The following is a 13735-nucleotide window of genomic DNA, read 5'->3' on the forward strand; positions in this document are numbered from 1 at the left end:
GGTCGAACAATTCAATAATATCCTCATTACGCATACGTACGCAGCCGTGCGAGAGTGGCGCGCCCATCGGTTCACTGTCTGGCGTACCATGAATGTAGATATAACGCTGATAAGTATCACAGCCACCTTGACTATTACTGCCTTTATTAAAGCCCTCTTCCACACCACTTAGCCAAAGAATACGGCTTAATATCCAATCGCGTTCAGGATGTCGTTCACCAAGCTCAGCACTATATCTCTCGCCCGTAGGGACGCGTCCAATGAATACGGCATTTATGGGTTCATTTGCGCCAATTTTTTTGGCGATAAAGTGTTTGCCAAGAGGTGTGCAGCCGCTATCTTGTTGACTACCAATGCCATTTTTAGCAGTAGACACCGTATATTGAGCCAATTCTCTATTATGCTGGTAGAGCGTTAATGTTTGCTTAGCAATATTAACCAACAACTGCACATCAGAACTTTCGTTATTTTTCTCGTTATAGCTTTCGTTATTCTTCATAGAATNNTGAATTTTTCTATTATTAAGGGATTGTATCAAGGCTTTTGGCACCGTAATATAGGGGCACACTTTTTGATGCTAGCAGATTATGACGACTATTTCACCGACACGTGTGTCGATGTATGATTTTCTCTATCAAGATACCAAGCCAATGGTATCTTTATTGGCCGATGCCGCCAAGCTTTCATTACCACAAGCTCGATTGGCAATGGATGCCAGTTTGCAGGCCATTATCAGTGCCTTGCTTGCTTACCAGCAGCACAATGACGGACAAGCTGTGAGCAAAAAGCTATTTAGTCGCGGCGCTGTTAAAGAGCTACGCCAATATAATTCGATGAATTTTTCGACCATGAATGCGACGTTATATCATCGCCATGAAGCGGCGGATGCGATATTTTATGATAATGCTCGCGTGATTAAAGCGAGTGACTATATTGCTCAGCAAATTGACGCAACAACGCAGCAAGTACAGATACTCCTCACGTCCTTATGCGTGATTGTCTTACGTGAACTGGCTATTTTAGCCGACTATAGCCAACTTGATAACGACGAGATGGATAAGTGGTTCGCTTTACAGCCACAGTTTTTATCAGCTGCTCGCTTTGCCATCAATGAGCCAGCGTCTGTCTCTGTTAAATTGAATGAGGTAAATGAAGATAACAGTCTAGTCGCAGCATCAGAGATCAATTTAGACTCGACATTAAAAACAAAATCAGCAGCCGAATCCGAAAAACATCCTAATACAGAACGTGCCTTATTAAGTACAGAACAGCTCGCTGACACCCCACCAGCGTTCAATCCTTACTGGCATGAATTGACGACATTCAAGCCTGAAAATCAACAGCCTGTGCAAGATATGCAGTTGGCAACTGGCAATTATTTAAAAGCCATTGGACGCTCACCTGATAACTTGCAGCAAGGTCGCCATAACGATATGCTAGTCTTTACAGAAATGCAAGCCATTGCCTTGCCACACCAACGCTGGCTATTACAGCTCGCCAAAATCTCAGATATCTATCTCAGTCGTAATCGCCTACGTATTACCTCCGAACCTGCCAGCGCACCCAAACCACCTTTGGTAAGCTTGGGTTTAATTGGTGGTAATAACGATAATACGCCGACCACCACCAGCGAAAAGCCCATTGAATACGAGGCATCAATACCCCTCTGGAAAAATCCGGTTATCCTGATTATTATTGCTGTGATCGGGGTGCTTGGCGGGCTTGCAACGCTCAAGTATCAAAGCCAAAAATCTGACGGTGTGTTACTGGCGACAGAAGAAGTCATAGAACAAGATGTTATCGAAGAACGTCAGCAGCAGGATGTGGCTATTGTCATGGTTGACGATGAGGAGCCTGATGATAAAGAAACAAAAGCGGCTCAATGATAAATAAAAGCTCTGAATACAGAACTTCTTAATTAGCAAAAAATCATCGAACAAACCTTTAAAAAATCCACAAAAAAAAGGCGCTATTCGTATAGCGCCTTTTTCTATTCATATTTTTTATTCATGCTTTATCTAGCACAGTCTATTAAGACCGGCTTACTTCGATAAATCACGACCACGACTGGCTTCGATAGCCAAACGTAGACCATTTAGACGGATGAAACCTTCTGCATCTTTTTGATCGTAAGCACCCGCATCATCTTCAAAAGTCGCGATTTTTTCGTCAAACAACGAATCATCTGACTTACGACCAACAACGCTCACAGCACCTTTGTATAACTTCACACGTACTGTGCCATTGACATATTCTTGTGACTTGTCAATCAATGCTTGTAACATCATACGCTCAGGACTGAACCAATAACCATTGTAGATAGTTTTGGCGTAGCGTGGCATCAGCTCATCTTTTAGATGCGCCGCTTCACGATCGAGCGTCAATGACTCAATACCGCGATGCGCTTTTAGCATAATGGTACCCGCTGGCGTCTCATAGCATCCGCGTGATTTCATACCAACATAACGGTTTTCTACGATATCCAAACGTCCAATACCATGCTGACCGCCAATCTCATTTAACTTAATCATGACTTCATACGGCTTAAGTGCTTCACCATCGATGGCAACGATGTCGCCTTTTTCGTATTCTAATTCTAAGTATTGTGCTTCGTCAGGCGCTTCTTCTGGGCTCACTGACCAGCGCCACATATCATCTTCTGCTTCGGCGTAAGGGTCTTCTAAAATACCGCCTTCATAAGAGATGTGTAATAAGTTGGCGTCCATTGAGTACGGAGATTTTTTCTTATTGCCCGCATAATCAATCGCAATGTTATGCTCTTTGGCATATTCCATCAAGCTCTCACGGCTAGACAAGTCCCACTCACGCCATGGGGCAATGGTAACCACGTCAGGCGATAAAGCAACGGCGCCAAGCTCAAAACGGACTTGGTCATTCCCTTTACCAGTAGCGCCATGACTAATAGCATCGGCGTTGTGTTCTTTAGCAATCTCAACCAAGCGCTTGGCGATTAACGGACGGGCGATAGAAGTCCCTAGCAGATACTCGCCTTCATAGATGGCATTGGCGCGGAACATTGGGAACACATAATCACGGGCGAACTCTTCACGTAAGTCTTCAATATGGATATGTTTGATGCCCATAGCTTCAGCTTTGGCGCGTGCTGGCTCAACTTCTTCGCCTTGACCGATATCAGCAGTAAAGGTAATCACTTCTGCATCATAGGTTTCTTGCAGCCATTTAGCGATAATGGAGGTATCAAGACCACCTGAATAGGCCAAGACGATTTTATTAATATTTTTTGGATCAAGTTGAGCCATGAAGAACTCCTATTGTGAGCATTTAGTGTTAGGAAAAGCGCTAATATTCAATCAAAAGATAAACTACTTGCTCAGTGTACATCATATTTACTATAGGCAAAAGTGCAACTGCCCCATGGCATAAGCTTTTGATTTAAATTTTGGGTCGATAGATTTCAATTATTCACATATAGGTGACAGTTGACTGCCGCAAATTAAAAAACAACCCATCTATTATGTACAGATATTTAGCCGCATATTTAGTCAAGTAGGCAAATCTGTTATGATAGCAGTACAGTATCCCTTCCTTTTATTTCCGTATATGACGATATAGAGCGCGACGACATTATGACTGATTCGATTAGAGAGTTGACCATCCTTCAGCCAGACGATTGGCATATCCATTTGCGTGATGGCAAAGCATTGAGCACGACTGTATCGCACGCAGCAAACAGCTTTAACCGTGTCATATGTATGCCAAACTTAGTGCCTCCTGTTAAGAACACTGACGATGCGCGTGCCTATCGCGACCGTATCATGGCGCACTTAGTAGCCAGTGAGCTGAGTACTGAGCGCAAAACTGCATTCGATCCACGTATGACTTTATATCTCACTGACAAAACCACTGCCCAAGATATCGAGATGGCAGCACAATCAGGTATCGTCCAAGCGGTCAAGCTTTATCCTGCTGGCGCGACTACCAATTCGGCTGATGGCGTCACCAATATTAACGCCTGTGTCGATGTTTTTGAAGCATTAGAAAAGTACAACCTACCACTATTGATACATGGCGAAGTGACGCAAGATCATGTGGATATCTTTGACCGTGAAAAGCGCTTTTTAGACGAAGTGTTGGCGCAAATCATTGTCAAATTCCCTACATTAAAGATTGTCGTCGAGCATATTACCACCAGTGATGCGGCAGACTTTGTCTTAGCACAAGGCAATCACATTGCCGCCACTATCACTCCGCAGCATTTAATGTTTAACCGCAATCATCTATTGGTTGGCGGTATCAAGCCACATTTTTATTGCTTGCCTATTTTGAAGCGTGAAAGCCATCAAAGAGTATTATTAGACGTGGCAACCAGTGGCAATCCCAAGTTTTTCTTAGGCACGGATTCAGCCCCGCATGCGACGGATAAAAAAGAAGCCGCTTGTGGCTGTGCTGGCTGCTATAGCGCTGCAACTGCCTTGCCATTGTATGCCACCGCTTTCGATAGCGTGGGGAAAATAGACAAGTTAGAAGGCTTCGCCAGTCGTTTTGGTGCTCAGTTCTATGGACTGCCAGTCAATGACAGCACGATTACGCTTGTCAATACGCCTATGCAAGTGCCAGCAGCCTATCCTTACTTTGATGGCTCATCATTGACCCCACTTATGGCAGGCGAGACACTGCCTTGGTCTATCAAAGCATAAAACGCACTAAGCAAATCCATCTGTATTCTATTTTAACTTGAGAAGTTTAGCCCTATGATAAGAATGACATCTGCTAACCAGCGGTGTGATTTGTATCATAGGTTATTTATTTTTCATTTAATGTCTTAATTCAATATAACAGTACGACTGATAAAAGCGATTTAACCAGATATGACCACTCCAAACGATGCCGCCTTACCTAACGAAAACCCATTAAACTCTGTAGAGAATAGCCTTAAAATCGCGTCAAATAGTCACACAGAAGATACCGCAGCAGACGGACTAGTACCAATGCGTCTAAAAGACCGATTTCGTAAGTTTCTGCCTGTCGTCGTTGATGTGGAAACTGCTGGCTTTAATGCGCAAACCGATGCTTTACTAGAGATTGCCTGCATTCCTGTACTACTGAATGAGCAAGGCGTGTTTTATCCTGGGGAAGCATTCAATGCTCATATCGAACCCTTTGAAGGCGCGAATCTTGAGCCAAGTGCCCTTGCCTTCACTGGCATTGATCCCAACAATCCGATGCGTAAAGCCATTGCCGAAGATGAAAAAACAGCACTACGCCGTATCTTTAAGGGGTTAAAAGAAGTACGCCGTACTGAAGACTGCCGCCAGTGCGTCTTAATCGGGCACAACGCCCATTTTGACTTAGCATTTTTGAATGCGGCAGTGCTGCGTACCAATAACAAAAGTCACAACCCGTTTCATAACTTTTCAGTTTTTGACACAGTGACCTTATCTGCGCTGGCATTTGGTCAGACAGTACTAGCACGGGCTTGTAAGGCAGCAGGGCTTGATTTTGATGGCAATGATGCGCATTCTGCCCTATACGATACACAAAAGACCGCTGAACTGTTTTGCCATATTCTAAACCATTATCCTATGCTAGCTAATGCGATGCATACTGAAGAAAATAAAGAGGATTCGACTGAGAGTAGTCACAAATAATCCATTTATCACATATCCTATATTGCCAACTACCCATAATAGTGCTATTTGTAATACTTGATGACTTTAACATCTTGGTTTTACAATCAATAGGGATATGATTGATATCACAATAAATCAGCCACTTGTCTAACCGTTGAATATCATATTGTGTAAAACAATTCAAAAACCAGACAAGTTGTTGTAATTACTCACATTAGAACGTCTCGTTATATCCTATAGATGGTTTAAGTTGCCCACATTGTCTCGATAGCCAGTACGGTTCATGCTATCGAGGCGTAATAGGAGGGACTCTATTATGGATCCACAGCTTAAGTTATGGGGAACCATCCTCGGTTATATGCTGCTCGCATTGACTATTAGTGCTTGTACTTCTCTATGGATTCGTTATCATTTGAAGCGTAATGACTTACATCCTCGCCGTGCGATCAAAAAAAGATACTTAATTTTAAAAAGAAGAAGAAAAAGGCTTGACAGCAAGCGCAGACGCTATTAGAATACGCACCACTTCAGCATAAAGGTGAAAGCAGCTGAGGTGTTGTGTTACTAGTCCCCATCGTCTAGAGGCCTAGGACACCGCCCTTTCACGGCGGTAACGGGGGTTCGAATCCCCCTGGGGACGCCACTATTTGGCGTCACTTATTAGCAAGCTTGCTGCAAAGCATCTGATAAGACTAATAAGCGTACCATCAAAAAGCCCAATCACATACTATTGTGATTGGGCTTTTTTTATGCCTGTTTTTTATATCATGAGGCTCTTGATACCTTAGCACTCAGTTCGTCATCGCCGATTTACTTAATAGGTGAAGCATAATTAATTTTATAGATAAGATTCGGTATTAAGTTCGCTCAAGATATTAAGGTATATTTACTAAGCGTCGCTATCCATAGTTTCTATACTTAGCTTGATATTCTGTTTATTTATTGAACTCCTCATCATAAATTTAAGCAAAAAAATCCAGCATTGAATACTGGATTTTTAAGTCAAACAGTCTATTTTTACAAAAACTACCAAATCTTATCTGATAGCATTAGCCACAACAATGTCATCACAATCATGATACCGAGTACTGTTTGAATCAAGAAGAATGCTTGATGCTGACCAACAACCTTACTTAACGTCACCCCTAACGTGCTGTACTTGATAGGTGGCGTGTCAATATTGCCAGTTCTTGCTTGTTCCTCATAATATCCTTGTAAGATATCTAAAAATTCGCGCCATGCGTTAGAGCCCCAATCATAGGGTTTAAATGGCATGAGTTTTTTCAGCTCAGGCTCTTTGGTCATCCAACGTTCAAGTGTAATGGAGCGTAAAGACCAGTTCGAAAAACGGCGTTCAGTAATTTCTGAAAAATCTAAGATTTTTAATTCTTTATGTCGATCGTCTAATAATAAGCGATTCTTTAGATTGGTTAAATCTTGTTCTGACCCTTCTGCACATTGAAAAAAGTAGCCATTGCCATAGCAAAGAATACCCGTAACATTATCGGCTTGGTTACGCTCAATCGCGACCTCTGAGATGTCGTTAAGCGTGCTGGGACTTGAAAGACCAGTCGAAGTAATTTGGCTTATATATATAAGCTGGCAGAGATCTGTCGTCACTGGATTTGTCGAATCGTTGATTGTTGACAATCAGCTTCTCCCTATTTTTAGGTAAATGTAGCTAAGACAACCATACTAAATTTAGAAAAAACATAGAAACAAGATCTTTGAAAATATCAAATAGGCTTGGTATATTATTGATTTTATAAATGTTTATATTAATTGTATTAAGTTGGTTACATCATAGGCTAGTTTAGTCATCAAAGCAATATATGTTTATCTTATATCATCAACCAACAAAACTAAACAATAATTCACAATTATTTCTATTGAGAACTTGCACTGTGGTTTATGGGAAGCAATAGGATAAATAGGTAATATGGGAGGGGAAAGTGATGATAAAAACCGTCACCAATGAGCGATAAGACTACCGGCTCATTAATGAGATTGATACAGACTGATGGCTATTGCGAGTGTTTAATTATTTTTAGTCTGCTCAGAACAGAACTGAGCGTTAATAATCGCTGCGAGTAAGATAGCATCATCAGGATAGGTGAGCTTGATATTCTGGCGACTGCCAGTCACGATGCGAATGGGTAGGTCTAAACATTCAAATGCACTGGCTTCATCAGTAATAGTGAGCTCGTGTTCAGCGACATAAGTTAATACTTTTTGCAGCTGACCTAAGCGAAACACTTGCGGCGTTTGTGCTTGCCACATATGACGGCGATCGATAGTACATTTAGCGTAAGAATGTGGGCTGCTACTCACTGTCAGGTTAACTACAGGCGTCTCACCTACAAGCTCAGATTGAGCGGTAGACTGCGGATAAGATTCCTTTAAAGTATCAGCCACCGGTGTCGCTAAGATAGCACCATAGGGCTCTAGCATCGCCGCTTCGATGACTTGTTCAATATCATGACTGGGAACCGCAGGACGCGCAGCATCATGAATAACAACCAAATCTAAATCGTCGGCTCCCGCCTCAATAATCGCCTTTACCCCTGCCTGTACCGACTGCCAACGCTCATCGCCGCCAATCACATAATTGATGGGAAGCGCAAAATTAAGCGTCTGTGCTGTACTGTCATCTGCTGCGACGACTAATAAACATGTATCAATATAAGCACTACTAGCAAGCCGTGCCACACTATGCTGTAGCAAGGTCTGCCCTTGCAACATCGTATATTGCTTGGCAATAGAGGCACCAAAACGACTACCGCGACCCGCAGCGACGATCATGGCATGTACATTAGGTGTGATATTCATAAGGCAATGTTCATAAAGTAGTATTCATGGTTAGAACCTATGACAGTATTGCTAAGGATAAACGAGGAATAAGAGAAGTAACGAATTTCAGGTGAATAAGGTTTCTATTATAGACAATAGAAGATCATAATTTTAGACAGTTAATGGGAATTAATAACGGCTATGCGTCGTGGGCGCCGTAGATACTTGTACAAAGGTCTCATTCGGCTTAATCAAACCCAAGTCTAAACGAGCGTGCTCTTCTACTGCCTCAAGACCAGTTTTTAAGTCATGCACATCAGTACGCAATAAGTTATTTGCTGCCACTTGGTTTTCGTTTAAGCGTTGTTGTTCTTCGATTTGAGTCAGCAATTTATTATGCTCAAAGCGACCATTTTCGCCCAGCCAATACTGATATTGCAATCCCAAAAGGACGGCAACGGCTAGAGCAAGTAGCATAAATTGGCTAAAGTATTTCATAAGATAATAACGCCGAACAACATAGAGACAATAATAAAAATAAAAAACCAGCTAAGCTTGCTAAGCGATATATCACCAGATTAATGATGACATATCGCCTAGCTGTAGCAGGAAATCTGGCTTGTTAACCACGTAGACCGATGAACTCTTCACGACCACGATAGCTTGCACGTACTTGTTGCTCGATACGTAGCAGCTGATTGTATTTCGCCACACGGTCTGAACGGCATAGTGAGCCAGTTTTAATCTGACCAGCAGCAGTACCAACTGCTAAATCTGCAATGGTGCTGTCTTCAGTTTCACCTGAACGATGTGAGATAATCGTTGCATAGCCATTTTTCTTCGCTAGATAGATCGCATCTAGCGTTTCTGACAAGGTACCGATTTGATTAAATTTAATCAAAATTGCATTGGCAATATGCTTATCAATACCCTCTTGCAAGATAGCAGGATTGGTCACAAACAAATCATCACCAACCAACTGAACTTTATCACCAATCTGCTCAGTTAAGTACTTCCAACCATCCCAATCAGACTCATCAAGCCCGTCTTCGATAGAGATAATAGGATATTGACGCGCCAAGCCGACTAGATAATCTGAGAATCCTTGGCTATCAAAGGCTTTGTTGCCCTCGCCTGCCAAGATATATTGACCATCTTTATAAAACTCACTAGCCGCACAGTCTAACGCCAAATGAATGTCTTCGCCCGCTTTATAGCCGACTTGCTCAATCGCTTGCATGATAACGGTGATGGCTTCTTCATTGCTACGCAGGTTTGGCGCAAAACCACCTTCATCACCAACCGCAGTATTTAAACCTTGTGATTTCAACACAGATTTCAAGCTGTGGAAAATTTCTGTACCAGCACGCAATGCTTCTGAGAAGCTGGTGAAACCAACAGGCTCAATCATAAACTCTTGGATATCAACCGTGTTATCCGCATGCTCACCACCGTTCAAGATGTTCATCATCGGTACAGGCATCGTCAGCGACGTCTGATTGCGCAAGTTTGCAATATATTGATGTAATGGCAAACTTTGCGACTTGGCAGCGGCTTTTGCAGTGGCAAGAGAAACCGCTAGCATAGCATTAGCGCCAAGGCTGTCTTTGTTTTCTGTGCCATCTAGCGCAATCATTGCATCATCAATGCCTTGCTGTTCGGTGACGTCTTTATCCATCAACGCGCTGCGAATTTGGCTATTGACGTTAGCAACGGCTTTCTTAACACCTTTACCCATATAGCGACTTTGGTCACCATCACGTAGCTCAAGCGCTTCGCGTGAACCAGTTGATGCACCACTTGGGGCAGCAGCACGGCCGATAGTGCCATCAGCTAAGATTACATCAGCTTCGATGGTTGGGTTACCACGCGAGTCTAAAATCTCACGGGCACGAATGTCTTTAATTGCGGTGACGTTGGTGGTTTCTTCAGCGTACATAATGTCTGTTAATTCCTTTGGTCATGCCAAGTTTGTGGGATAAATAACGGCAACTAGAATACAAAAAAGATAAAGCAAAATATCGTATAGTGCTATGCTCAAACCAGCTTTGTTTATCTATATAGTCAGCAAGTTTTGAGCAGGATTAAAGGTGGTTTTAATACTTTAATCGTCAGCTATAGTGCTTGGCATCATAGCATAAATTTTGCCAAACTTCCCTTATCTTGCACCGACTGGCGCTGATAAAATCATACTTAGATAAACAAATTACCAATTATGGATTTGTCTCAGCACCTATAATATTAAAAGTCATATGACTCTTATGCTTTTGTTAGACGCTTTGCTTTAGTCTCGGAGCCAGATACTGTGTTATCCAGCTCAACCTTTGTTTTAAATTGGGTCAAACGTAATGCATTCATTAATACTGAAATAGAGCTAAGCGCCATCGCAGCGGCGGCAATCATAGGGTTTAAGAAACCAAAAGCAGCCAGCGGAATACCCAGACAGTTATAAATAAAAGCAAAAAACAGATTTTGCTTAATGTTGCGCACTGTTGCATTAGCGATTTTTTGCGCGGCATCAATATGCATCAGTGACTCACCCATCAAGCGTGCAGACGCACTATGCTGGGCGACATCTGTGCCTTCAAACATGGCAAAGCTTGCATCGGCAGTTGCCATCGCTGGCGCATCGTTGACACCATCACCTGCCATTGCAACTTTATGACCAGCCGTTTGCAACAAGGCAATTTGACTGGCCTTATCGCGTGGGCTCATTTTACCATAAGCCTGTTCAATACCCAGCTGCCCTGCTACATGATCGACGACGGACTGCTTATCACCACTCATCAAAATGACATTGATACCTGCGTCTTGTAGCGCAGTAATAGCCTTCGGAGTATCTACTTTTAAGTCGTCAGCTAATGCAAAAGCACCCAAAGCTTCCTCATTAATACTAACGGCAACGGTACTGGCAATTTGCCATACCTTTGGCATCAGCTTAGGCAGTGTTAAATTAGCAAACTCTGCGGTACCGACTTTTACCACACCCAAACCGTCAATATTGGCTTGTATGCCAGCGCCTTTAATGACACTAATATCAGTCACATTCATCAACGGCAAGTTTCGCTCAGTAGCCGCGTTAACCAATGCTGTTGCTAGCGGATGACTGGCATGTGCTTCAACGCTTGCGGCAATTTGTAACACATCATCGACTGCGATCGATTTATCCACCATCACATGGTCTACGATAGTCGGCTTACCAATGGTCAAAGTACCTGTTTTATCGAGCACTACTGTATCGATGTTGCCTGCCGCTTCAAGGCTTTGTGCGTCTTTGAACCAGACACCATGACGAGCAGCAACGCCCATACCAGCCATGATAGCGGCTGGCGTTGCCAAACCTAGGGCACAAGGACATGCAATGACCAACACCGAGACGGCATGCATCAAGGCAGTATCAAGGCAGTATCAATCATCCCAGTCAGCCACCACGTCACTCCAAAGGTGATAAGCGCAATGACAACGACGACTGGGACGAATACTGCCGTCACTCTATCGGCAAGACGGGCTAAATTGGCTTTTGAGCCTTGGGCATCGCTGAGGGCTTGTACCATATCACCAAGCTTTGTATCACTACCTTTAGCACTGACGCGGTATAACAAGCTGCCATTTTCAACCAACGCCCCTGCCAATAATTTATCTCCCACTTCTTTTTTAAGCGGTACCGACTCACCCGTTAAATGACTCTCGACACACCAGCCAGCACCATAGATAACCACCCCATCGGTTGCAACTCGGCTGCCTTGCTTGGCACGCAAAATATCACCAACTTGCACGTCTTTAAGAGCAATATTATGAAAATCACCATTAGGCTGCTGCTGTTCGACTTCATCGGGCGTTAAGGACAATAATAAATCGATACTATTGAGGCTGTGTTTTTTGGTGCGCTCTTCTAGATACTTACCCGTACGCACAAAAGCAATGACCATGACGCCTGCTTCAAAATACACCGCAGGACTGCCATCCGCATCGTGACCACCAGCATGACCACTTTGCAGCAAACTGTTTAAAGTGCCATCACCATGGGTCAGCCACAGATACGTTGAATACGCCCAAATAGTCACGGTACCGATGACGACTAGCACGTCCATATTAGCAAGACCACCTTTAATCGACGCCCAAGCGCTTTTGTAAAATGGCAAGGCAAATCCAAACTGTACAATGGTCGCTAATATAAATTGAGTCCAAATTGGCGGCATCCACGCCATACCCTGCCCAACAAGCATACCTGCCATACCAACTAAAAATGGCACCAAACAAATCCATAACCCAATCAAGCGCCATGGGTACTGAGTCGCGGTATCTTCGTCTGTTTTTGCAAACAAACTATCGGCCGCCTGCAAATTGGCAACGAAGCCTGTTTTATTTACCCATTCTGTCACTTGTTCAGGCGTTGTCTGCGTTGGGTCATAATCAACATTCGCAGTTTCGCCAGCGAAATTTACACTCACCTCGTATACCGACGGCTTTTTGTTGAGCACCTTCTCAATTCTCGAGGCGCAGGCTTGACATGTCATTCCATCAATGGCCAGCTGCAAGTGTGCACGCTGCGGCGCGAGCGGCGTATTGGACTGAATATCAGTTTTTACATCGTAGGCGTCATGATTGTCAGTTTGGGTAGTATCATTCATAAATAAAACTCGGTATGGCGTTTATGCGTTATGGCGTTATGGCGTTATAAAGTCGTCTGAGCTAGGACAGCAACTCAGTGGATGGAATATCTAAGTCAAACAAATAGCACGCTTTAAAATTTAATATTGGTATGGTCGTACTGAATAATGAGTACGCTACTATCAATAATTTTTAACCATTAAAAAACCAGCCTTGATAGCCGGTTTTTTAATACAAATGAAGCAGGTTAAGCATTAGCAACAGTGGCATCAAAGCCAGCATCGTCGATAGCAGCAGCAATTGTCTCTACACTGGTTTTGCTATCATCAAAAGTAACCGTCGCTTGATTATCTGCCAGCTCAATACTGATATCGTCTAAGCCATCGATATCAGCAGTGGCGTTATGAACACTGGCTACACAGCCACCGCAAGTCATGCCATCAATTTTAATAATACGTGTTTGGTTTGCCATGAGAGGCTCCTTATTTTTGTAACTGAGTTTTTATAGGTAAATACTTTTATTAAAGAATTGCTTTTATAATTGTCTTTTTAAGACGGCTATCTTTTAAGACGTTATAAAAATAGCACTTAACCAGCTTAAGCCCTATCACGGTTAACAACAAGGCTCTTTGATTATCACTTTATTAATAGAACCGTAAATAATGGAACTGTAAATAATAGAACCGTGAATTTATGCCTAAGTGACAGACAATAGCGCTTAT

At 42.9% G+C, this 13735-nt stretch carries 11 protein-coding genes, 1 tRNA gene and 1 pseudogene; 5 read left to right on the forward strand and 8 right to left on the reverse strand.

What is annotated here, in order from left to right:
- The coding region (locus tag B2575_RS11805) for a L,D-transpeptidase (protein WP_296242241.1) at positions 1–499 on the reverse strand (499 nt) is incomplete at its 3' end.
- A gap of 88 nt (positions 500–587) precedes the next feature.
- Here B2575_RS11805 and B2575_RS11810 point away from each other — a divergent pair.
- Entirely contained in the window at positions 588–1886 is a 1299-nt protein-coding gene (locus B2575_RS11810; RefSeq protein ID WP_201560345.1) for a hypothetical protein, read from the forward strand.
- 156 nt (positions 1887–2042) lie between these two features.
- Here B2575_RS11810 and B2575_RS11815 read toward each other — a convergent pair whose 3' ends face one another.
- Positions 2043–3281 (reverse strand): argininosuccinate synthase, encoded by a 1239-nt coding sequence (locus B2575_RS11815; protein WP_060491644.1) that lies wholly within the window; start codon positions 3279–3281, stop codon positions 2043–2045.
- Positions 3282–3608: 327 nt separating this feature from the next.
- Here B2575_RS11815 and pyrC point away from each other — a divergent pair, with 327 nt between their 5' ends.
- The 4 genes from pyrC (at position 3609) to B2575_RS11835 (ending at position 6255) form a co-directional block, all read left to right on the forward strand.
- Positions 3609–4679, forward strand: coding sequence for a dihydroorotase (gene pyrC, locus B2575_RS11820; RefSeq protein WP_296242245.1), 1071 nt, complete (start codon positions 3609–3611; stop codon positions 4677–4679).
- 291 nt (positions 4680–4970) lie between these two features.
- Entirely contained in the window at positions 4971–5630 is a 660-nt protein-coding gene (gene rnt / locus B2575_RS11825; RefSeq protein WP_201600334.1) for a ribonuclease T, read from the forward strand.
- 298 nt (positions 5631–5928) lie between these two features.
- Positions 5929–6126, forward strand: a complete 198-nt coding sequence (locus B2575_RS11830; RefSeq protein ID WP_140412980.1) for a hypothetical protein — start codon at positions 5929–5931, stop codon at positions 6124–6126.
- A 53-nt stretch (positions 6127–6179) separates the two neighbouring features.
- Positions 6180–6255: transfer RNA gene (locus B2575_RS11835), tRNA-Glu, on the forward strand.
- Positions 6256–6638: 383 nt separating this feature from the next.
- Here the strand turns inward: B2575_RS11835 and B2575_RS11840 are convergent.
- The 6 genes and pseudogenes from B2575_RS11840 to B2575_RS11865 all read right to left on the reverse strand — a co-directional run bounded on the left by B2575_RS11840 (position 6639) and on the right by B2575_RS11865 (position 13485).
- On the reverse strand, positions 6639–7262 hold the full coding sequence (locus B2575_RS11840) for a BLUF domain-containing protein (RefSeq protein ID WP_045444510.1): 624 nt from the start codon (positions 7260–7262) through the stop codon (positions 6639–6641).
- 387 nt (positions 7263–7649) lie between these two features.
- The gene (gene ispD / locus B2575_RS11845) at positions 7650–8441 is read right to left on the reverse strand and encodes a 2-C-methyl-D-erythritol 4-phosphate cytidylyltransferase (protein ID WP_296242249.1); all 792 of its coding nucleotides are present in this window, start codon (positions 8439–8441) and stop codon (positions 7650–7652) included.
- 150 nt (positions 8442–8591) lie between these two features.
- Positions 8592–8900 carry an FtsB family cell division protein gene (locus tag B2575_RS11850; RefSeq protein WP_055125147.1) on the reverse strand — a complete coding sequence of 103 codons (309 nt, stop codon included), beginning with the start codon at positions 8898–8900 and terminating at the stop codon, positions 8592–8594.
- A gap of 124 nt (positions 8901–9024) precedes the next feature.
- Entirely contained in the window at positions 9025–10341 is a 1317-nt protein-coding gene (gene eno / locus B2575_RS11855) for a phosphopyruvate hydratase (protein WP_045444505.1), read from the reverse strand.
- Between the two features lie 320 nt (positions 10342–10661).
- Positions 10662–13033 (reverse strand): annotated as a pseudogene (locus B2575_RS11860) (heavy metal translocating P-type ATPase).
- Positions 13034–13260: 227 nt separating this feature from the next.
- Positions 13261–13485: a heavy-metal-associated domain-containing protein gene (locus B2575_RS11865; protein ID WP_011280902.1), complete on the reverse strand. Its 225-nt coding sequence runs from the start codon at positions 13483–13485 to the stop codon at positions 13261–13263.
- Between the last annotated feature and the right edge of the window lie 250 nt (positions 13486–13735).

The organism is Psychrobacter sp. UBA6739 (assembly GCF_002453835.1).
Taxonomy (GTDB): Bacteria; Pseudomonadota; Gammaproteobacteria; order Pseudomonadales; family Moraxellaceae; genus Psychrobacter; species Psychrobacter immobilis_A.

Bases quoted from the DNA above. Each gene is read 5' to 3' on its own strand.
- B2575_RS11810 (WP_201560345.1), top strand. From the start codon at position 588: ATGACGACTATTTCACCGACACGTGTGTCGATGTATGATTTTCTCTAT.
- B2575_RS11815 (WP_060491644.1), bottom strand. From the start codon at position 3,281: ATGGCTCAACTTGATCCAAAAAATATTAATAAAATCGTCTTGGCCTAT.
- pyrC (WP_296242245.1), top strand. From the start codon at position 3,609: ATGACTGATTCGATTAGAGAGTTGACCATCCTTCAGCCAGACGATTGG.
- rnt (WP_201600334.1), top strand. From the start codon at position 4,971: ATGCGTCTAAAAGACCGATTTCGTAAGTTTCTGCCTGTCGTCGTTGAT.
- B2575_RS11830 (WP_140412980.1), top strand. From the start codon at position 5,929: ATGGATCCACAGCTTAAGTTATGGGGAACCATCCTCGGTTATATGCTG.
- ispD (WP_296242249.1), bottom strand. From the start codon at position 8,441: ATGAATATCACACCTAATGTACATGCCATGATCGTCGCTGCGGGTCGC.
- B2575_RS11850 (WP_055125147.1), bottom strand. From the start codon at position 8,900: ATGAAATACTTTAGCCAATTTATGCTACTTGCTCTAGCCGTTGCCGTC.
- eno (WP_045444505.1), bottom strand. From the start codon at position 10,341: ATGTACGCTGAAGAAACCACCAACGTCACCGCAATTAAAGACATTCGT.
- B2575_RS11865 (WP_011280902.1), bottom strand. From the start codon at position 13,485: ATGGCAAACCAAACACGTATTATTAAAATTGATGGCATGACTTGCGGT.